This window comes from Delftia sp. NA_296.1, assembly GCF_052692095.1.
This window is the reverse complement of the sequence record NZ_JBQZGF010000003.1, coordinates 376,961-395,925: the sequence shown is the minus strand read 5'-3', so window position 1 is coordinate 395,925 and position 18,965 is coordinate 376,961. Positions and strand designations below refer to the sequence as shown.

General features: G+C 68.4%; 14 protein-coding genes and 1 tRNA gene. 6 read left to right on the top strand and 9 right to left on the bottom strand.

Going from position 1 to position 18,965, the window contains the following annotated elements:
- Window positions 1–307: 307 nt before the first annotated feature.
- Both ACUTR7_RS09675 and ACUTR7_RS09670 read left to right on the top strand, forming a co-directional pair.
- Window positions 308–2,257, top strand: a complete 1,950-nt coding sequence (locus tag ACUTR7_RS09675; protein WP_445608708.1) for a sigma-54-dependent Fis family transcriptional regulator — start codon at window positions 308–310, stop codon at window positions 2,255–2,257.
- A gap of 122 nt (window positions 2,258–2,379) precedes the next feature.
- Window positions 2,380–2,502 carry a hypothetical protein gene (locus ACUTR7_RS09670; RefSeq protein ID WP_013803059.1) on the top strand — a complete coding sequence of 41 codons (123 nt, stop codon included), beginning with the start codon at window positions 2,380–2,382 and terminating at the stop codon, window positions 2,500–2,502.
- Between the two features lie 439 nt (window positions 2,503–2,941).
- Here ACUTR7_RS09670 and ACUTR7_RS09665 read toward each other — a convergent pair whose 3' ends face one another.
- Complete coding sequence (locus ACUTR7_RS09665) at window positions 2,942–4,873, bottom strand: PAS domain S-box protein (RefSeq protein ID WP_445608707.1); 1,932 nt, start codon at window positions 4,871–4,873, stop codon at window positions 2,942–2,944.
- 86 nt (window positions 4,874–4,959) lie between these two features.
- Complete coding sequence (locus ACUTR7_RS09660) at window positions 4,960–5,253, bottom strand: DUF2789 domain-containing protein (RefSeq protein WP_319073292.1); 294 nt, start codon at window positions 5,251–5,253, stop codon at window positions 4,960–4,962.
- Window positions 5,254–5,458: 205 nt separating this feature from the next.
- On the opposite strand from ACUTR7_RS09660, the gene ACUTR7_RS09655 reads away from it, so the two are divergent.
- A complete protein-coding gene (locus ACUTR7_RS09655; protein ID WP_445608706.1) occupies window positions 5,459–5,722 on the top strand; it encodes a hypothetical protein in 264 nt (87 codons plus the stop codon).
- Window positions 5,723–5,800: 78 nt separating this feature from the next.
- Here the strand turns inward: ACUTR7_RS09655 and ACUTR7_RS09650 are convergent, their stop codons facing one another.
- The 4 genes from ACUTR7_RS09650 to ACUTR7_RS09635 all read right to left on the bottom strand — a co-directional run bounded on the left by ACUTR7_RS09650 (window position 5,801) and on the right by ACUTR7_RS09635 (window position 10,976).
- Window positions 5,801–8,179, bottom strand: coding sequence for a TonB-dependent siderophore receptor (locus ACUTR7_RS09650; RefSeq protein ID WP_445608705.1), 2,379 nt, complete (start codon window positions 8,177–8,179; stop codon window positions 5,801–5,803).
- Between the two features lie 222 nt (window positions 8,180–8,401).
- Entirely contained in the window at window positions 8,402–9,361 is a 960-nt protein-coding gene (locus ACUTR7_RS09645) for a FecR family protein (RefSeq protein WP_083571152.1), read from the bottom strand.
- Entirely contained in the window at window positions 9,351–9,899 is a 549-nt protein-coding gene (locus ACUTR7_RS09640) for an RNA polymerase sigma factor (protein ID WP_013803066.1), read from the bottom strand. The genes ACUTR7_RS09645 and ACUTR7_RS09640 overlap by 11 nt, the downstream gene beginning before the upstream one ends.
- A 120-nt stretch (window positions 9,900–10,019) precedes the next feature.
- Window positions 10,020–10,976 carry a LysR family transcriptional regulator gene (locus tag ACUTR7_RS09635; protein ID WP_445608704.1) on the bottom strand — a complete coding sequence of 319 codons (957 nt, stop codon included), beginning with the start codon at window positions 10,974–10,976 and terminating at the stop codon, window positions 10,020–10,022.
- A 106-nt stretch (window positions 10,977–11,082) separates the two neighbouring features.
- On the opposite strand from ACUTR7_RS09635, the gene ACUTR7_RS09630 reads away from it, so the two are divergent.
- A complete protein-coding gene (locus ACUTR7_RS09630; protein ID WP_445608703.1) occupies window positions 11,083–12,300 on the top strand; it encodes an MFS transporter in 1,218 nt (405 codons plus the stop codon).
- A 23-nt stretch (window positions 12,301–12,323) separates the two neighbouring features.
- Here the strand turns inward: ACUTR7_RS09630 and ACUTR7_RS09625 are convergent, their stop codons facing one another.
- From ACUTR7_RS09625 to ACUTR7_RS09615, 3 genes are all read right to left on the bottom strand, one after another.
- Window positions 12,324–14,150 carry a tetratricopeptide repeat protein gene (locus tag ACUTR7_RS09625; RefSeq protein WP_445608702.1) on the bottom strand — a complete coding sequence of 609 codons (1,827 nt, stop codon included), beginning with the start codon at window positions 14,148–14,150 and terminating at the stop codon, window positions 12,324–12,326.
- Window positions 14,151–14,214: 64 nt separating this feature from the next.
- Complete coding sequence (locus tag ACUTR7_RS09620) at window positions 14,215–15,315, bottom strand: peptidoglycan-binding protein (RefSeq protein WP_445608701.1); 1,101 nt, start codon at window positions 15,313–15,315, stop codon at window positions 14,215–14,217.
- Window positions 15,316–15,360: 45 nt separating this feature from the next.
- Window positions 15,361–16,344 carry a hypothetical protein gene (locus ACUTR7_RS09615; protein WP_445608848.1) on the bottom strand — a complete coding sequence of 328 codons (984 nt, stop codon included), beginning with the start codon at window positions 16,342–16,344 and terminating at the stop codon, window positions 15,361–15,363.
- A 694-nt stretch (window positions 16,345–17,038) separates the two neighbouring features.
- Between ACUTR7_RS09615 and ACUTR7_RS09610 the strand changes: the two genes are divergently transcribed.
- Both ACUTR7_RS09610 and wecB read left to right on the top strand, forming a co-directional pair.
- Window positions 17,039–17,128: transfer RNA gene (locus ACUTR7_RS09610), tRNA-Ser, on the top strand.
- A 621-nt stretch (window positions 17,129–17,749) separates the two neighbouring features.
- The gene (gene wecB, locus ACUTR7_RS09605; RefSeq protein WP_445608700.1) at window positions 17,750–18,934 is read left to right on the top strand and encodes a non-hydrolyzing UDP-N-acetylglucosamine 2-epimerase; all 1,185 of its coding nucleotides are present in this window, start codon (window positions 17,750–17,752) and stop codon (window positions 18,932–18,934) included.
- Window positions 18,935–18,965 lie beyond the last annotated feature (31 nt).

Genomic DNA, 18,965 nt, shown 5'->3' with positions numbered 1-18,965 from the left:
ATGCGGTCATGCCCGCTGGTTTTTCTTCGGGCAGGCCCTCTTACGCAATCACCATGCCAGGCAGGCCCGGCGGCAGGATGCACCAGGCAAATCAAGGGGTTGCCTGCGCGCCTCCGGTACAAACCCTGCGCCTTGCACCCCGCTGCCCGGCGTTGCCGCCCGCGACAGGTGGGGCAGCCCTGCGACACCTGTCGCACCAGGCGTGCTGCAGCGCAGCAGGGGCAGTGGGTAAGTCTTGATTGGCGCTGCGCCGCACAGGGCACAGAATCGTCTGCGGCACGTTCAAAGCCCGCATCGACTCCACGCCATGCCCCTGCAGTCCTACGCCTCGCACATCCAGGAAATCGAAGCCTTCGGCCTCGGCTACTCCAACCGCGGCCAAGAGCGCGACCGCGCCGTGCTGCGCAGCTGGCGCCGCTGCATCGACTCCCACCGGCTTGACCCGGCGCATACCAGCGAAGCCCACATCGTGACCGACGGCCAGCTGCGCGCGCACCGCGAGGAATCCGAGCCGCTGATCCACATCGCCCGCCATGCGCTGGAGCGGCTGTACCAGCAGCTCAAGGGCCTGGACTACGTGCTGCTGCTGGCGGACCGGCACGGCGTGGCCGTGGACTTCCTCGGGCACGAGGCCGACGCTGGCGACCTGCGCCGCGCAGGCCTGTACCTGGGCGCGCAGTGGCGCGAGGACCACTCGGGCACCTCGGCCGTGGGCGCCTGCCTGGAAACGGGCGAGGCGCTGACCGTGCACCAGAGCGACCATTTCGACTTCACCCACACCGGCCTGTCCTGCACGGCCGCGCCCATCTACGACATGCACGGCGAACTCGCTGCGGTGCTGGACCTGTCGCTGCTGCGCTCGCCTGCCGAGCGGGCCAGCCAGAACCTGGCGCTGAACCTCGTCGTGGCCGCCGCGCGGCGCGTGGAGCAGGCCAACCTGATGGCCCAGTCCGGCCAGGACTGGGTGGTGCGCCTGGCGCAGTCGCCCGATTTCCTCGACGTCGATCCCGACGCCTCCATCAGCGTGGACGCACGGGGCCGCATCCGCGCCATGACCCACGCAGGCGCCCGCCTGCTGGTGGCCGCCGCGCAGCTGGACTGGCGCCAGCGCCACAAGCTCATCGGCCAGCCGCTGGAGCGCTTCTTCGACGTGGACCTGCGCCACCTTCCCGAGCTGCGCCGCCATCGCCCGGCGCAGGAGCGCATCATCCGCGCCCGCGACGGCAGCATCCTCTTCGCCCATGCCATGGAGCCACAGCGCCCGACACGCCGCCTGCGCGCGCAGGCAACGCCGGCGCAGCCCCCGCTGCCGGCAGCGCTGCAGGCGCTGGACACGGGCGATGCCAAGCTGCAGACGCTGCTGCGCAAGGCCGCACGGCTCGCGCCGCAAACGCTGCCCATCCTGGTGCAAGGGGAGACCGGCGCAGGCAAGGAATACCTGGCCCGCGCGCTGCATGCCAGCAGCGGCCGCAGCGGCGCCTTCGTCGCCATCAACTGCGCGGCCATTCCCGAGGCGCTGCTGGAAAGCGAGCTGTTCGGCTACCTGCCCGGCACCTGGACCGGCGGCGCCAGCAAGGGCCGCGAGGGCCTGATCGCCGCGGCACACGAAGGCACGCTGTTCCTCGACGAGATCGGCGATATGCCACTGGCCCTGCAAGCCAAGCTGCTGCGTGTCCTGTCCGAATCCGAAATCACCCCGCTGGGCGCCCGCGCGCCACGGGCCGTGTCCGTTCGCGTCATCTCGGCCTCGCACCGGCCGCTGGCCGAGTTGGTGCGGCGCGGCAGCTTCCGCGAAGACCTGCTTTACCGCCTCAATGCCGCCGAGCTGCAACTGCCCGCCCTGCGCCAGCGCAGCGACCTGCAGGCCATTGCCGACCAGATGCTGGCCACGCTGGGCAGCCATCTGCACCTGGGCGACGCGGCCCGCGCGTTGCTGGCCGCGCACGCCTGGCCCGGCAATCTGCGCGAGCTGCACAACGCGCTGCGCTACGCCGCAGCCCTGTGCGGGAACGATGGCGACGGCACCATCGAGCCCGACCACCTGCCCGACGCACTGCACGGCACCCCACCCTGCGCCGCCGCCCTGGCCAGCAACACCAGCGAGCCCGCCGCACAGGCGCTGGAGCAACTGCTGGCCCAATGCCAGGGCAACGTCTCCGAGGCGGCGCGCCAGCTCGGCGTCAGCCGCTCCACCATCCACCGCCGCATCCAGCAGCTGCAGCTTGGCGTGCGGCATGCCCAATGGCGCGGGCCATAGGGCCGAGCGGCAACCGGCAACCGGCAACCGGCAATCCCGAAGCGTCGCTGACACGGTGTTACAGGAGCTGCGGCGTTCACCAGTAGATTGGCGCGTTTCGTCCATTGCAGCCCCAAAAAAAGATGAAACCCAAGATCAACTTCATTGAACGCGAGCGCCTGTTCCGGCGGGAACTGAAACGGCGAAAGGTCAGGTTCCTGCCCATGCAGGTATTGCGCCGGCTGTTCGAGAAGGCAGGTGTCTGAGCCCTCCCCCACGGCTGCAACAACTGGAGCAGGTCCGGCTGCGCATGCAGCCTGGTCAAACCCGCCGCATTCAGCGCTACACTGCCCGGCTCGCTGCCCGGCTCGCTACCCATGGGCCATGCAATGAATACGGCCGGGTGACTTGGCATCTATGGGCAGCTTTGGCTTTGGATTACCCCAGAAAACCAGATCAAGATGCCTGCCATCAACACGTGCGCTCACGTTAGCGTGGCTGCTTTCCTTGATCGTCATACCCGTTCTTGTTTTTCTAAAAACAAGGATGCCGCGGAGTGCCTCCGCGCAGCAGGTCATCAGTGATTACGACGCGCAATTGGCGTCGATTGAAGCCCACCTGCAGGCCAATCGCGCCATTGTCTCCACCCTGCCATCTTGATGTGATGGCTTGCGAAAACGCTTCGCAGGCCATCTCCATGGGTGCTCACGCCCTCACCAACTGATGCAGCAACTGGCTCAGATCCTCCTGCGAATACGGCTTGGCCAGCCGCGTCATTCCAGGCGGCAGCGCCGGGATGTCTGCAAAGCCGCTGGCCAGGATGAAATTCAAGCCTGGATACCGCTGCGCAATGTGTTCGGCCAGCTCGACGCCGTTCATGCCGGGCATGGCGTAGTCGGAGATGACCACGTCAAAGCGTGCCTGGCGCGCCAGCAGGTCGATGGCCTCCTGCCCGGCGCCGAGGGCCGTGACACGGTGGCCCAGGTCCTCCAGCAGGGCCGAGGCGTTGGCCAGCACCAGCGGGTCGTCGTCCACCAGCAGCACGTCCATGGGTCCCACGTCCTGCGTGCGCTGGGCGCCCAGGTGGCAGGCCGTGCTCTCGTCCTTGGAGATGGGCATCCACATCTCCACCGTGGTGCCGTTGCCCGGTGTGCTGTGCAGCACGAGCTTGCCGCCGGATTGGGCCACCAGCCCGTCCACCATGGCCAGGCCCAGGCCGGTGCCCTTGCCCACGCCCTTGGTGGTGAAGAAGGGCTCGACCACGCGGGACAGCGTCTGCTCGTCCATGCCCTCGCCGGTGTCCTCCACGCGCACGCAGACATACGAGCCTGCGGCAAGGCCTGCAAGCTGGCGCGGCAGCATCGTTTCCACGGCCGCCGCGATCTTGATGACGCCGCCGCCCGGCATGGCGTCGCGCGAGTTGGCGACGAGGTTGAGCATGCTGCTCTCGAACTGGCTGGGGTCGGTGAGGATGCGCGGCAGGTTGGCGGCCAGGGCCATCTTGAGAAAGATATGCGGGCCGGCCGCCTGCTGCAGCAGACCTTGCAGGCCCGACAGCAGCACCGCCACGTCCACGGCCTCCGTCTTCAATTCCTGCTGCCGCGCAAAGGCCATCATGCGCTGGGTCAGCGAGGCGCCACGCTGAGCGCCGCGCGTGGCGGTCTCCACCAGCGCGCGCAGCCGCTCGTCGGGCAGCATGCGCTTGCGCAGCAGCTCCAGGCTGCTGAGCACCGCCATCAGCAGGTTGTTGAAGTCATGGGCCACGCCGCCCGTGAAGCGGCCGATGGCCTCCATCTTCAAGGCCTGGCGCAGCTGGGATTCGGCGGCCTTGCGCTCGGTCACATCGCGGGTGACCTTGGCAAAGCCGATCAGCCGGCCGTCATCGTAGATGGCATCGATGACCACCGAGGCCCAAAAGCGCGAGCCATCCTTGCGCACGCGCAGGCCTTCGGCCTCCATGCGGCCCGTGCTGACCGCCGTGCGCAGCCCCGCCTGGGGCAGCCCGGCCTGCTGGTCTTCGGGCGTGTAAAAGCGCGAGAAATGGGTGTTGAGGACCTCCTCCTCCTCATAGCCCTTGATGCGCTTGGCGCCCAGGTTCCAGCTCACGATGCGGCCTTCGGGGTCGAGCATGTAGATCGCATAGTCGGTCACGCTTTGCACCAGCAAGGCAAAGCTGCGCTCGGCGCTGGAAAGCGGGCTGGACAGGGGCGGCGGCGCTGCACGCGGGTGCGCATCGGCCTCGCGCACGCACAGCAGCAACGCCGGGCTGCCGTCCGGCAGCCGTATGCGCGATGTGCTCGAAGCCACGGGCCGCTCGCGCCCTGAACAGGTCAGTAGCGGCCAGCAGCTGGCCTGCCGGGGCTGTGCGGCCTGGGCAGGAGGCTCCCATTGGCGGCTTGCCCAGCCTGAACGCGCAGCCTGGGCCACGAACCGCTCTTCGAAAACGCTGCCCTCCAGCGCATCTCCGGAGTGGTCCAGCAGGCTGCGGGCCTGGCGGTTGCAGTGGGCCAGACGGCCGTCGAGCCCGACGACAAAGACGGCGTCGGGAAACGCATCCAGAACGGCGTGGCCCGGGTCAAGGGGCAAGAGAGCGTCGGAGCCTGGAGAGGCCGACGCCAGACCATTCGAGGTCAGCATGTGAGCGACTCCGTAGGCAAATGGGTTGAATGCGCCGCGAAAATTGTAAGCAGCACGGATTCATCGCAAGCGGTTGCATCACAGGATCAGGGACGCGCTTCCTGCTCGTGCTCGGAAGCCACCGGGGCAGGCACGGAGTCCAGGTCGGGTTCGGAATGCAAGGCCTCGCTGAGCTGGTCCACCACCAGCGCCCAGGTCGCATCGGCATGCCACTGCTGCGAGAACAGGGCGCGTTGCGCGTCGGTCCAGAACGGCGCGTCCACCAGCAGCGTGTTTTTCTCCAGGCGGTGCGAAAGAATGAACTGACGGATGCCCTCCGGGCTGGAGTCCAGTCCCAGCTGATCGAAGAGGTTGGTCATGGTGGGTTCGGCTGTGATCATGGTGTGTCCTTCTTGGGTGTGGCGGAGTTGCTCCAAGGCTAGAAGCTCGGCCGGCAGCCCCATGTCGGACACCGAAGCAAGCTACCGTCGGAAGCCCTTCTGCGCTTGGGCCGCAGTGCCCGCGCACAGCACAGCCCTGCTCCTACAAGGCGGCACCAGCGCACTGGCGCACCATGCAGCCACCTCATCACAGGACATCTATTCCATGAAAAAACTGCTGCTTGCCACCGCCATTTCCTTTGCCTTCGCCGCAGGCCTGTCGACCGCCCACGCCCAGGTGGGCAAGGCCGCCTCCGAGGCCGCCGACGCCGCAGACCACAAGGTGAAGGAAAAGCAGGCCGACGCCAAGGCCAAGGACAGCGGGCCGGTCGGCAAGGCCGTGAACAACGTCAAGTCGGACTACCACAAGAAGCGCTCCAAGCAGTCGGCAGACAACGCCAAGGACTCGCTGAAGAAGGCGACCGAGTAAACGGCACGGCCCGGATGGACAAAGGCCCACTTGCGTGGGCCTTTGTCTTTTGGAGAGGCCGGCGCTGCCGGCGCGGCCTCAGAAGCTGTGCCGCAGCGTCACCATCACATTGCGCGGCGCACCGGGCAGGTTCAGGTTGGGGCTGGTGCCGTGGGCCGAGACGATGTAGCGGCGGTCGAACAGGTTGCGCAGGTTCAGCTGCACCGTGGTGGCACGGCCGATGCGGTACTGGGCCATGGCATCCACCACCGTGTAGGCGGGCAGCGTGACGGTGTTGCCGGGGTTGGCAAAGCGGTCGCCCACGTAGTTGAGGCCGCCGCCCACGGTCCAGGCATCGCCCAGGCGCTGGGTGAGCCAGACAGACAGGGAGTTCCTGGGCGTGATGGTGGCGCGCTTGCCCTGCACGGGCTGGCCGGCGTCCACGGTGGTGGATTCGGTGACCACGGCATCCAGGTAGGCGTAGCTGAAGGTGGCCTGGGTGCCGGGGCGCAGTTCGCCGGACAGCGACAGCTCCAGACCGCGCGTGCGCTGCGTGCCGATGGGGATCAATTGGGTGGGCTGGGCCGGGTTGGTGGTCTTGATGTCGGTGCGTTCCAGCTGGAACAGCGATGCCGTCGCCATGGCCTTGCCGTCCATCAGGTCCCATTTGCCGCCCACTTCATAGTTGGTGGTGCTTTCCGGTTTGATGGCGGCATTGGTGGCCGACAGCGCAAACATCTCGGCCGAAGGCTGGTAGGAGCGGCTGACCGACAGGTAATAGGACTGCACGGCATCGGGCTGCCACACCAGGCCGGCGCGCGGGCTCCAGGTGGAGTCCGTGCGGCTGAAATCGCTCTGGCCGGCCAGGCGGTTGTCGGTTTCCTGGCCGAAGCGGTCATAGCGCAGGCCCACCAGCAGCTTCCACTGCGGCGACAGCGTGACCTGGTCCTGCAGGTACAGGGCCCGCGTGAGGTAGCGGTTGAGCGTGCTGCCGCTCAGGGTGCCGCCGCCGTTGAGCGGGGCCACGGGCAGCACGGGGTTCCAGAGGTTCACGTTGGCCAGGGTGCCGCCGCTGTAGGACAGCGCATCCTTGTTCTGCTGGCCCAGCTCCAGGCCGTAGAGCACTTCATGCAGCACGCTGCCGGTGCTGAAATTCTGGATCAGCTCGGTCTGGTTGAAGATGCCGTGCTCGTTGCGGTCCACGCCCGAGCGGGTCAGCGCCACGGTGCCGGCCGCCTCGTTGGTGGTGCCGGCCGGCAAGGTGTTCTGGCGGTCCAGCTCGTAGTGGTAGTAGCGCAGCGCGTTGCGCACGCGCAGCGTGTCCGAGAAGCGGTGGTTGAAGGTGGCAGTGAAGGAGCCCACGGTGGATTCGGAGGTGTCCGCATCGCGCGCATTGGCCGAGCCGTAGTAGGTGCCGGGCGCCACATCCACGGGGCGGCCGCGATAGGCGGGAATGCCGAAGTCGGTGACGCGCTTGTCGCGCAGCAGCTCGGCCTGCAGCGTCAGCGAGGTGTTGCCGTCCGGCTTCCACATGACGGAGGGGGCGATGGTCTCGCGCTTGAGGAACTGCTGGCTGCGGTAGCTGTTGGCGTCTTCGGCGGCGCCGGTGACGCGCCAGGACCAGTCGCTGCCCTCGGGCGCGCGGCCCACGTCGAATTCGGCACGCTTGTCGGCCCAGCTTCCCACGCTGACGGCCACGTCGGAGACATTGACGCCCGGCTTCTTGGTCACGCGGTTGACCAGGCCGCCCGAGGAACCCCGGCCATAGAGCACGGCGGCCGGGCCCTTGACGACTTCCACGCGCTCGATGTTGGAGAGGTCGCGGAAATACAGCGCGTCGTCGCGGAAGCCATCCACGAACTGGTCGCCGATGCTGGTGAAGCCGCGGATGCTGACCTGGTCGCGCTGGCCGTCGCCGTGCGACAGGCCGATGCCGGCCACGTTGCGCAGCGTGTCCTGCAGCGAGGTGGCGGCCTGGTCGCGCATGACCTGCTGGGGGATCACATTGATGGTCTGGGGCACGTCGCGCAGCGGCGCCTCGGTCTTGGTGCCGCTGGCGGCCGAGGGGGCGTAGTAGGCCGTGTCCTCCGCGCGCGAGGCCAGCACGCGTACTTCTGCCATGACGGCACCCCCAGCGCCGGAGCTGGCAGCCGGGCCGCCGCTGCGCTCCACGGTGAAGGTGCGCTCATCCTGCGCACGCACCTGCAGGCCGCTGCCGGCCAGCAGGCGCTGCAGGGCCTCGCGCACTTCCAGCGTGCCGCGCAGCGCAGGCGCCTGCAGACCCTGGGCCACATCGGTGAGGAAGATGATCTGGGCGCCGCTTTGGCGCGCCAGCGCGTTCAGCGACTGGGCCAGCGGCTGGGCAGGCAGGTCCACGGCCAGGGGCTGGGCATGGGCCATGCCGGCAATGCACAGTGCGGCGGCCAGGGCCGCGATGCGAAGGCGCGGCAGGCCGGTGACGGTAGGGGAAGGGTTCATGGCGACATCTCTCCTGAGGCGTTGGGTACGGAATACGGGGTACGGCGGTGGCGGCAGGCCCCTCCAGGGCCAGCTCGGCCCCGGGCGCGATGCCGGTCTGCCTGTAAGCCGCTGCAGCGCGCAGGTTTGTACACATGGCCAAGGAAAATTTCTTAATCAAGCCAGCGGCTGCAGGGACAACTGCCGGGCGGCCTACCTGCGCCTACCTGCGCCTACCTGCGCCTACCTGTGGCGCGTGGAGATCAGCACGCGGCCGTCGTCCTCATGCCGCACCTGCACGGGGGCAAGGCGGGGCAGCAGGTCCAGCAGCTGGTCGATGCGGTCCAGGTCGAACTGCCCCGAGATGCGCAACTGCGCCGCATGCCGGTCGGCCAGCACGATGGGTGCGCTGCGGTAGCGCTGCATCTGCGCCACGGCCTCGGACAGCGGCGTGCCGTCCAGCACCAGGCGGCCCTCCCGCCAGGCCAGGGCGGCCAGGGCAGCGGCGCCGTCGCCCGCCTCTGCCGGCACGAGCTGCGGCAGCGGCCGGCCGGCGCGCGTGCGCAGGTGCTGGCCGGTGGACAGCTCCACGGGTGCGCCGCCACCCTCCATGGAATGCACGCGCACCCTGCCCTGCAGCACGGTGATGTCTGCACCATCCTCATGGCGGTGCACGCCGAACACGGTGCCGATGTCCTGCACCACCACGCCGCCGGCCTGCACGGTGAAGGGCCGCTGCAGCCAGGGCACCCAGCCGTGCCAGAAGGCATGGGATACCTCGAAGGACGCCTCCCCCTGGTCCAGCACCAGGCGGCGCGAGCGCAGGTGCTGCGCCACTTGCACGCGCGAGCCGGTGTTCAGCCGCACCTCGCTGCCATCGGCCAGTTGCCAGCTCTGGCGCTGGCCCACGGCCGTCGCCAGGGTCTGGCGCTGCAGCGCGGGGTCGGCCCAGAGCAGCAGCGCCAGCGCCGCCAGGGCCGCAGCCGTGCCTGCGCGCAGCGCCCTGCGCTGGCGCAGCTTCTGGCGCTGGGCGGCGGCCTGCTCGATTTCCTCGGGCGTGGGCAGGTGCCGGCGCAGCATGTCGGCAAAGGGGGCCAGGGCGTCATCGACGGGCAGATGGGCGCTGCGCCCCGAAGACTGCGCAGAAGCACCCTGGCGCGCGCTGCGCGTGCCGCCTGTGCTGCGCGTGATCTCAGGCGGCATGGTCGGCCGTGAGCACGGGCTGCACATCGCGCAGTGCACGCGCCAGATGGCGGGCCACCATGCCGCGCGAGATGCCCATGCGCTGTGCGGCCTCTTCCTGCGGCATGCCGTAGAGCTTGGTGAGGATGAAGGCCTCGCGGCTGGCCTGGGGCAGCTGCTCTATCGCCACCAGCAGCGCGCGCTGGCGCTGGGCGGCGGCCACGGCCAGCTCGGGCGGGGACAGCGGCATGGCTGCGGCGGGGGCAAGGCGCTCTTCCAGCTCGGCGCCATCGAAGGGCGTTTCGGGCCGGCGCGCCTGGGCCCGGTGGCGGTCTATGGCCAGGTCGCGCGCCAGATGCCGCAGAAAGGCCAGCGGGTTGGCAATGCCCTGGGGAACGGGCCGCTCCATCAACCGCAGGCACAGCTCGTTGACGATTTCGCGGGGCTGGCATTCATCGCCGAAGCGGTGGCGCAGGAAACCGACCAGTTCGTCATAGTGCTGCACCAGCTGGGCCAGCAGGGGCTCGGCGGGCGGTTGTAGCGTGGAGGGGGACGGCATGGAGGAAAAGCCAATCGCGAAGAAGATCGCAAATGATTCTTATTATCCTATGCAGTTGCCATGCTTACCGTTGGCAAACCGGGCGGTGACGCGCCGCCGCAACAGCGGCGGGCGAACGGCTCAGGGCAGCGGCGCGCGCATTCCCGTGAGTCCCGGCATGACCTCCCGCATGGCCGCGATGAAGGCACGCAGCCGCGCCGGCTGGTGGCGCGCCGGCGGATACACCAGGTGCACGGGCAGCGGCGCGGCCTGCCAATCCGGGGCCAGGTGCACCAGGCGGCCCGCCTGCAGATCGTCGCGCACGATCCAGGCCGAGGCCAGGGCCGCACCCAGCCCGCCCAGGGCGGCGTTGCGCAGCGCATAAAGGCTGTCGGTGCTGAGCCGGGGCTCGAACTGCAGGCGCCAGGATTTGCACACCCGCTCATCGCCCACGCGGTGCAGTTCCAGCTCGCGCTGGTAGAAAGTGCGCAGCGCAATCCAGGGCAGCCCCTGCAGCTCGCGCGGGTGCTGGGGCACGCTGCCCTGCCCCAGCAAGGCAGGCGCGGCCACGGCAATGCGCGGCACCTCGGCCACGCGCAGCGCGACCACCGATGGATCGACCACGGCGCCCACCTGCACGGCGCAGTCGATGCCCTCGGCAATGAAGTCCGGCTGGCGGTCATGCAGCAGCCACTCGACCTTGACGGCCGGATGGCGGCCCAGGAACTGCAGCAGCGGCGCCATGAGCTGGTCCTGGCCGAAGGCATGGGGCGCGACCACGCGCAGCAGGCCGCGCGGCGTGTCCTGGGCGCCGCGCAGGTCGGACTCCAGCGCCCGCCATGTATCGAGCAGTTCGCGCGCATGGGCCAGGCAGCGTTCTCCGTCGTCGGTCAGCGCCATGGCGTGGGTGGAGCGCCGCAGCAGGCGCAGGCCCAGCGCGCGCTCCAGCGTCTGCAGGCGCCGGCTGACCGTGGGCTGGGTGGTGGACATCTGCTGCGCGGCGGCCGAGAGGCTGCCGCTTTCGACGATGCGCACAAAGGTCTGCAGCAGTTCGATGCGGTCTGCGCCCGAAGACAGGGAGAGGTCGGCGAAGGTCATACGCCAAGCGTATATCGATTCTGCGGATGCAGCCACTACCGTGGGTTGCTGCATCGCACCACACTACGGCCATCGTTTCTCAAACACGCCGTATCGGCGGATCAACATGTCTTGCATTCAATCTACGCATAACCAAGCGGCCACCAGCGAAAAGGCGTCCGGCATGCCCCGGTCGCTGGTGCTGCTGATGGCGACCACGGCGGGAGTGGGCGTGGCCTCGCTCTACTACAGCCAGCCCATGCTGGGCGTGCTCGGCCCCGACCTGGGCGCGGGCGAGCGCGCCGTGGGCTTTGTGCCCACGCTGACCCAGCTGGGCTATGCGCTGGGCATTTTGCTGCTTGCCCCGCTGGGCGACCGCATGGACCGCCGGCGCATCATCCTGGCCAAGACCGCCGCGCTGATGCTGGCCCTGCTGGCCAGCGGCCTGGCCCCGGGCCTGGCGCCGCTGCTGGCCGCCAGCCTGGCCGTGGGCCTGGCCGCCACCCTGGCGCAGGATGTGGTGCCGGCCGCCGCCACGCTGGCGCCCGAGCAACAGCGCGGCAAGGTGGTGGGCACGGTGATGACGGGGCTGCTGCTGGGCATTTTGCTGTCGCGCGTGGTCAGCGGGCTGCTGGCCGAGCATGGCGGCTGGCGCAGCGTCTACCTGCTGGCCGCCGCTGCCATGGCACTGCTGGGGGCGGCCCTGTGGCGCGGGCTGCCCAGTTTCAGGCCGACCACGCAACTGGGCTATGGCGCGCTGCTGGGCTCCATGGTGCAGCTGTGGCGCGGCCAGCCCGCGCTGCGCCGTGCGGCCCTGGCCCAGGGCCTGCTGTCGGTGGCCTTCAGTGCCTTCTGGTCCACGCTGGCCGTCATGCTGCACCAGCAGTTCCACATGGGCAGCGCCGCAGCCGGCGCCCTGGGCCTGGCGGGCGCCGCCGGTGCGCTGGCCGCGCCGCTGGCAGGCCGGCTGGCCGACCGCAGCGGCCCGCAGCGCGTGACCTGCCTGGGTGCGGGCCTGGCCCTGGCGTCGTTTGCCGTGCTGGCACTGTCTCCCTGGCTGCCGACCGGCGCACAGCTGCCGCTGCTGGTGGCCAGCGCCATCGGTTTCGACTTCGGCATCCAGGCGACGCTGGTGGCGCACCAGACCCTGGTGTATGGCCTGGACCCCGCTGCACGCAGCCGGCTCAATGCGCTGCTGTTCACGGGCGTGTTCATCGGCATGGCCTCGGGCTCGGCGCTGGGCGCACTGGCCCTGGCGCAGTGGGGCTGGGGCGGGGTGGTGGCCCTGGCCTGCGCGGCTTCAGCGGCGGCATTGGCCGTGCGGCTGGCGGGCCGCAACCGCTGAACTTCTGCAGGCTGCCGGCAGGCCTATGCCCCGCCCTGCAGCCGTGCCGCGCGCTGGGCCAGCCGCTGCTGCTCCGAGGCGCGCAGGGCAGCGATCTGCGCCAGGATCTGCTGCTGCTTTTCCATCAGGCGCTGCGTGTGCACGCCGTGCGCATCCCCCGCCAGGCCCTGGGCGATGCAGGCCAGCGCGCGCGCCGGGTCGCCGCGCTGTTGCCAGGTGTAGGCCAGGTTGAGCTGGGTGCGCGCATCGCGCGGGTCTATGCCTTCGGCCTGCAGGTAGGCCTCATGCGCGGCCGCGAACTGCTCCTGGCAGAACAGGCAGTCGCCCAGCACATTCCACAGCCAGGTACTGAGCCAGGGATTGAGGTCCAGCGCGCTGCGCGCCAGCTCGATGCCGGCGGCAAAGTCCCGCAGCTGCAGGCCCACGAATTCGGCCACCTCGCCCAGCAGCCGCCAGTCGCGCGGGCTGCGGGTGATGGCCTGGCGGTAGCTTTCCAGGGCGGCGTCCTGGCGGCCCGACTCCAGGTGCGTGCGGGCCTCCTGGGCCGGTGCCTCGAAGAACTGCTGCGCATCGGCGCTGAAGCGGTTGAGAAAGGCTGCCGCCGTGCGCTCGCATCCCTCGCCGATCAGCAGCCGCGCATGGATGGCCCTTTGCGCATCGCCCGAAGGCGCCAGCACCTGCCAGCCTTCGCGCCCGAACAATTGCGCCAGCAGCGGAAAGTTCAGGCCGATGGCGCTGGTGCGGCCAAAGCGCTGGGAGGCGCCCGATTGGGCCGCCGCCTCGGGCGTGCAGGCGCCGTAGTCGTTGATGAGCACCAGCCCCTTGGGCGCCAGCCGCCGCTGCAACGTCTGCAGCGCGCCAAAGGCGCCGTGGTTGACCAGCAGGCGCGGTGCCGCCTCGCTGACGGACAAGGCGGCATCCACCCAGGGCGACAACGCTGCCTGGTCGCAGTCGAAGAAGCCCACCTCCTGCTCGAACAGGCCCACCAGGGGCAACAGGCGCGCACGCTGGGCCGCATCCGCATGGTCCACCAGGGCACGGATCTCGCCCGGCGACAGTGCGGTGTACTGGCGCACGAGCTGGGCGTCATCGGTGAGGCGGGTGCGTATGCGCAATTCCTGCACCGGCCCGTCGCCCTGCCGCCGCACGACGGTGGCAGGCAGCACGTCCAGCACGTAGTTGCAGAACACGGCGTGCAGCGGCGGCAGGGGCACCGTGCTGCCGTCCGGCAGCTGCACGGCCTCGGGCCGCATGGCGTCGCAGCAGCCGGCCACGACCTGGCCGCCGAACTCGGCAAACAGGGCGCGCTCCTGCCATTGCGCGACCGTGCGGGGAGAGCCGTCGGTGACGTAGTAGACCAGCCGCTGGTCGAAATCACGCCCTTCCTGCTGGCACAGGTGCCGGAAGGCCTGCAGGAACATGCGCGCAAACAGGCCGCAGCCGGCGCCCAATTCCAGCACGGCGATGGCGCCTTGCGGCGCGGTGTCCGCGCAGTGGTGGAACAGCAGGGCCGCCGCATCTTCCGAGAGGCGGCCGCTGTTGTTGACAACGTAGGGCACTTCGTTCTCGGCAAAGGTCAGCAGGCCGGCCTGCGCCCAGTGCAGGTGGCCAAGCTCCCACTCGATGCTTTCGGTGATGGGGCGAAAGTCCTGCAGCAGCTGCGAGGCAACCCGCACGCCCGAAAGAACGTCCTGCGGGGCGCGGATGGCAGGCGGCCCGCCCGGCGCTGCGTCAGCGTCCATGGCGGGAAGGGACGCCGGAAGGGACGCGGACAGGGACACAGGCAGGGGCAGCGAAAGGGACAGTGGCGCGCGCAGGGCGGCCTCGCCCGTCGAAGGGTCGATTCTCAAGATGCTCTCTCCGGAAGATGCGATGGGAGTGACGCCTGCCTGCGCGGCAGGCGTCCGGCCAGGCTCAGGGCACGGGCGCCCACTTGGACCAGTTCAGGTCGGCCTGCTCGAAATCGGCCTTGAGCATGCGGCGCATGGCGTCCACCTCGTTCTGGGTGATCTGCGCTTCCTTGACCTGCTTGCCGGTGGCCGCCGTGCGGGCCTTGGCAAGATCGGCCTTGGTCACGGAGGCTGTTCCGGCCCAGATGGACTTGGCGGACCCCACGTTCACCCAATGCTTGCCCTGGGACTGCAGGTCTGCCTGGTAGGCGGATTTCCAGCCCATGTTGTTCTGCGACACGGCGTTGAGCAGCTTGGCCAGCGAGCGCTGGTTGCTCACCCCCTGCTGCGCGAAAGCCTGCAGGTGAACGCGCTCGAACTTCAGCGGCAGCAGGCCCTGCTTGGCCGCCAGGCTGTCGCGCTCATTCCACCAGCGCGATGCATCGGCGGACTTGACGGCCTCCAGCTGGTTGAGCCAGTCGGCGTCGGTGACGATGCTGCCGTCGCCCTTGACCCACTGGAAGCGCTTGAAGCCGATGTCGGCCGCGCGGCCGAAGTTGTGGTTGCTCTCGCCCGGGCCGGCCTTGGTCTGGGTCTCGGCGGCCTGCTGGGCAAAGGTGCGCCGGCGCCCCGTGGGCGTGATCCACAGCGCGATCTTGTGCGTGTCATACATCTGCTGCACCAGGCTGGCCAGCTTGGCGCGGAAGGTGGGCTCGTACTCCGCATCGTTGGCAATGGCGGCCTTGCTGGTGGCCACGTCCTGGGCCTTGGCCTCCAGGTACACCGTCTTGGAGTTCTGCGCGGCGCGCATGCCCTGGTGCGAGGCCGGCAGCATGCCGCTGAGCTTGGCCACCGTGGCCCCTCCGACTGCCGCCAGGCCCAGCGCCTCCTTGGCACCCCCGGCCTGCGGCTGGCCCGGCGCGGCCTTGGCGGCGGCCAGTTTGTGGTCGTTCTGGAAACGCTCCAGCGCGGCGCGCGTCTGCGCGCCGTAGCTGCCGTCGTAGTCCACGCCCAGATACGGCGCGTTCTTGGCGTCCTTGACCACGCGCAGCATGGCCTGCAGCAGGGCCACGTCATGCACCTGGTTGCTGCCGCCCTCGCCTACGCTGTCCTTGATGTCAGGCATGCTTCTCCCCTCTTTGTGGTTGTCGATATGGCCCGCAGCAACGGCTCAGCGGGCGGGCTCGGGTTTGGGCTCGGGTTTGCGGTCGGGTTTGTTGCCGGTTTTTTTGCCGGGATTCAGGCCGGCATCCGGCAGCAGGTGCACCAATGGCACGGTGCGCGGCTGCAGGCTGGCCGAACAGGCACGCAGCCGCAGCGATTCGGCATGCGCCTGCGCCATGTCCGCCGCCACCTGCACCAGGGCGTGATGGGGTGCGGCGCCTGCGGGGCGTGTGCGCACGACGGAATAGGCGCCCAGGCATTCGGCCTGCTGCGCGCGTGCGGCACGCGCTGCCGCCACGCTGTCATAGCGCGCCGCCACCACGGCCTGCACGGCGGCCGGTGGTGCCGAGGCCTGCTCGGCAAACGCCTGCCGGCCCTTGTTCCAGCGCAGGCTGCGGGTCTCGATCTGGTCGGGCGCATCGTCCTGCGGTGATGCATAGCGCACCAGCAGCACCGGAATCCGGCCCGTGGGCGCCAGCACCCAGCTTTGGTAGTTGCCCTGGGGCTCGTCGTACTGCCAGGCCAGGTGCGGGCCCTGGGCGGTCGCGACATACAGCGCATGGCGGCGCTTGGGATGCTCAAAGCCCCCCATCTGCGTGACCAGCAGCGCACGCGAGCCGCCCTGCACGCCGGGCAGGCGCAAGCTGCGCACGGCAGCGGTGACGGTGTCTTCTTCCTCGCCAGTCGTCCACACGCGCTCAAGGTGCTGGAGCCCTGCTGCCGCAGACAGCGGATCACCCACGCCGTACAGCGGATCGGGCTGCGCCAATTGCGCCGGCCCCCTGGACGCCGGCCAGGACAGCGCCGCTGGCTGGCCCTGCTGCACACCGGCACGCACCAGCCGCAACTCAAAGGGACAAGGCGCCGCCGTGCAGGCAGGCAGCGACAACTCATAGGCAGGCGCCCCCTTGGCCGTGCCGGACGGCAGGCTTTCCAGCACCTGCCGCTGCGGCCCGGCAGCGAACGCCGCCCCAGCGCCCAGCACCGCCACAAGGCTCAAGGCCAGTGCCCGCCATGGCAGCGCCCCGCCACAGTAAAAATCGGAGCGCATTGAATGGTGAGCCATGGTGATAGCGGGTTTCTATGATTGGCCTGGGCTGTCGACACGCCGCAATACAGGAGGAATCTGCCGCAATGGGCTTGAAACAGGCATTTCAAGGCCCGGCGCCGCAGGCATTGTCTACAAGCTGGCATGCGGCGTCTGTTGCAAAATGCATCCGGCGTTTGAGAATTGCATTCAACATTTGCAATTCATCCAGGATGCATTCTGGAACCTTTCAAACCAGATAAATTTCATTTGAACAAAAATCAACAACATCAATGACTTACATGAAATTCACCCCAATTTCACAAAGCAAAGAAAATACCTTCTTGTATACATGACAGCTCCCGACATCTGCCTCCATCGAATGCTCGGGCTGAGGAAAACCTGAATCAATGCGGATACGCCATGGGTTGCCAACTGCAAATAGTGCGCACCGAGGATTCCTTGGATGGACCCGCATCACAAGCTCGCCGGATTTCACGATACTGCAACCATTCACCATCCCAAATGGCTTGCGGCTGAACGACCGGGGCTGCCTTGCCGGTTGTACCTGCAAGGTGCACCGGGGCGCACCCGCATCGCTGCCGGTTCCAGCTTCTTACCGTGATCACCCGAAATCACTGCTATAATCGCTGGCTTCGGAGAGGTGGATGAGCGGTTTAAGTCGCACGCCTGGAAAGCGTGTGTGGGCTAATCCCCACCGCGGGTTCGAATCCCGCCCTCTCCGCCATACACCCAGCAAAACGGGCCCCTACACGGGGCCCGTTTTCGTTTCCGGGCCGGCTTGTGGCAAGGTTCATGCCCAGGTTTGCGCCCGCCGCGCCCGCCCCTGCCCCGGCCCCGCGCACCGGCCGCACATCAGGGAAAGCGACAGCACGGACACCCCCTCCAAGCCTTGCGCAGACGCGCCCCAGGGCTTGCAATAGGCAGCAGCTGGCAGCAATAGGCAAGCGTCTGACAAGCACATCCTTGTTTCGGTGATGTACTAGCTGCAACAAAGCCCCCAGGCGCGCAGCTTTGTGCAACAGCACCCCTGGCGCGAACGTGCATCCAGCCCCATGGCGCGCATGGCTTGCGGCGCTTGAGATTCGACGGAGGTTCCCCAATGGAAAGCAAGGTCATCAAGCTCCCTCAAGTCCTCTTAACTTCCGTCAATTTCTCTCAATTGACGATAGTTTTCAATCGAACCGGAGCAATCGATCGAAAATTCCAAAAACCCGCCGTATATTCCACACCGCTTTGCAGCCTGCCCGGCCCGTCTTCGGGCTGAGACGGGTCCCGCCCCTGCCGGGTACAGCGCAGCACAAGAACGCACAAGCGAAGAGCACAGGAAAACGCAAAAGGGGTTGGCATGAAAATTCTTTCGTTTTTCGGGACCCGTCCCGAGGCCATCAAGATGGCGCCGCTGGTGACGGCCCTGTCGCAGACGCGCGGCATCGAAAGTGTGGTGTGCGTGACGGGTCAGCATCGCCAGATGCTGGATCAGGTGATGGAGCTGTTCGGCCTGCAGGCCCGGCACGACCTGGCCGTCATGCAACCCAGCCAGACACTCAACGGCCTGTTCTCCCGCGTGGTGGCGGGCGCCGACGGCGTGCTGGAGCAGGAAAAGCCCGACTACGTGCTCGTGCACGGCGACACCAGTACGGCCACGGCCTGCGCGCTGGCAGCGTTTCACCGGCACATTCCCGTGGGCCATGTGGAAGCCGGCCTGCGCACGGGGGATCTGGCCCAGCCCTTTCCCGAGGAAATGAACCGCCGTGTGGTCGATGTGGTCAGCCAGTGGATGTTTGCGCCCACGCCCACGTCGCGCGCCAACCTGCTGGGCGAGAACCTGCAGGGCCGCATCGCCGTGACGGGCAACACCGTCATCGATGCGCTGGCCACGCTGTGCGACCGGCTCGATGCCCAGCCCGAGCTGGCCCGTGCCATTGCCCAGCGCCATCCCTGGGTGGATGCGCAGCGCCCGCTGCTGCTGGTCACGGGACACCGGCGCGAGAATTTCGGCGAAGGCTTCCAGAACATCTGCGCTGCGCTGGCCGAGCTGGCGCAGCGCCATCCGGACCTGCTCATCGTCTACCCCGTGCACTTCAACCCCGCCGTGCGCGAAGTGGTCATGCGCACGCTGGGCGGCATGGACAACATCCGCCTCATCGATCCGCTGGACTATGTGGACTTCGTCTGGTTCATGCAGCGCGCCCACATCATCCTGACCGACTCCGGTGGCGTGCAGGAAGAGGCGCCCTACCTGGGCAAGCCCGTGCTGGTGATGCGCGATGTGACCGAGCGGCCCGAGGCCGTATCGGCCGGCACCGTGATGCTGGTGGGCACGCAGCGCGCGCGCATCGTGGCCGAGGTGAACCGCCTGCTGACCGATGAAGGGCATCGCGCATCATTCGCGCGCCGCATCAATCCCTATGGCGACGGACAGGCCTCGCAGCGCATCGTACGGGCCTTGCTGGGACAGCCCTTCGAGGAGTTTGCCGCTGGACACGCAGGCGCCCTCGCCGCCATGGGCAAGGGCATGGCTGCGGCCTGAAGGCCACCCGCCCCACTGCAACGGCAGCCGC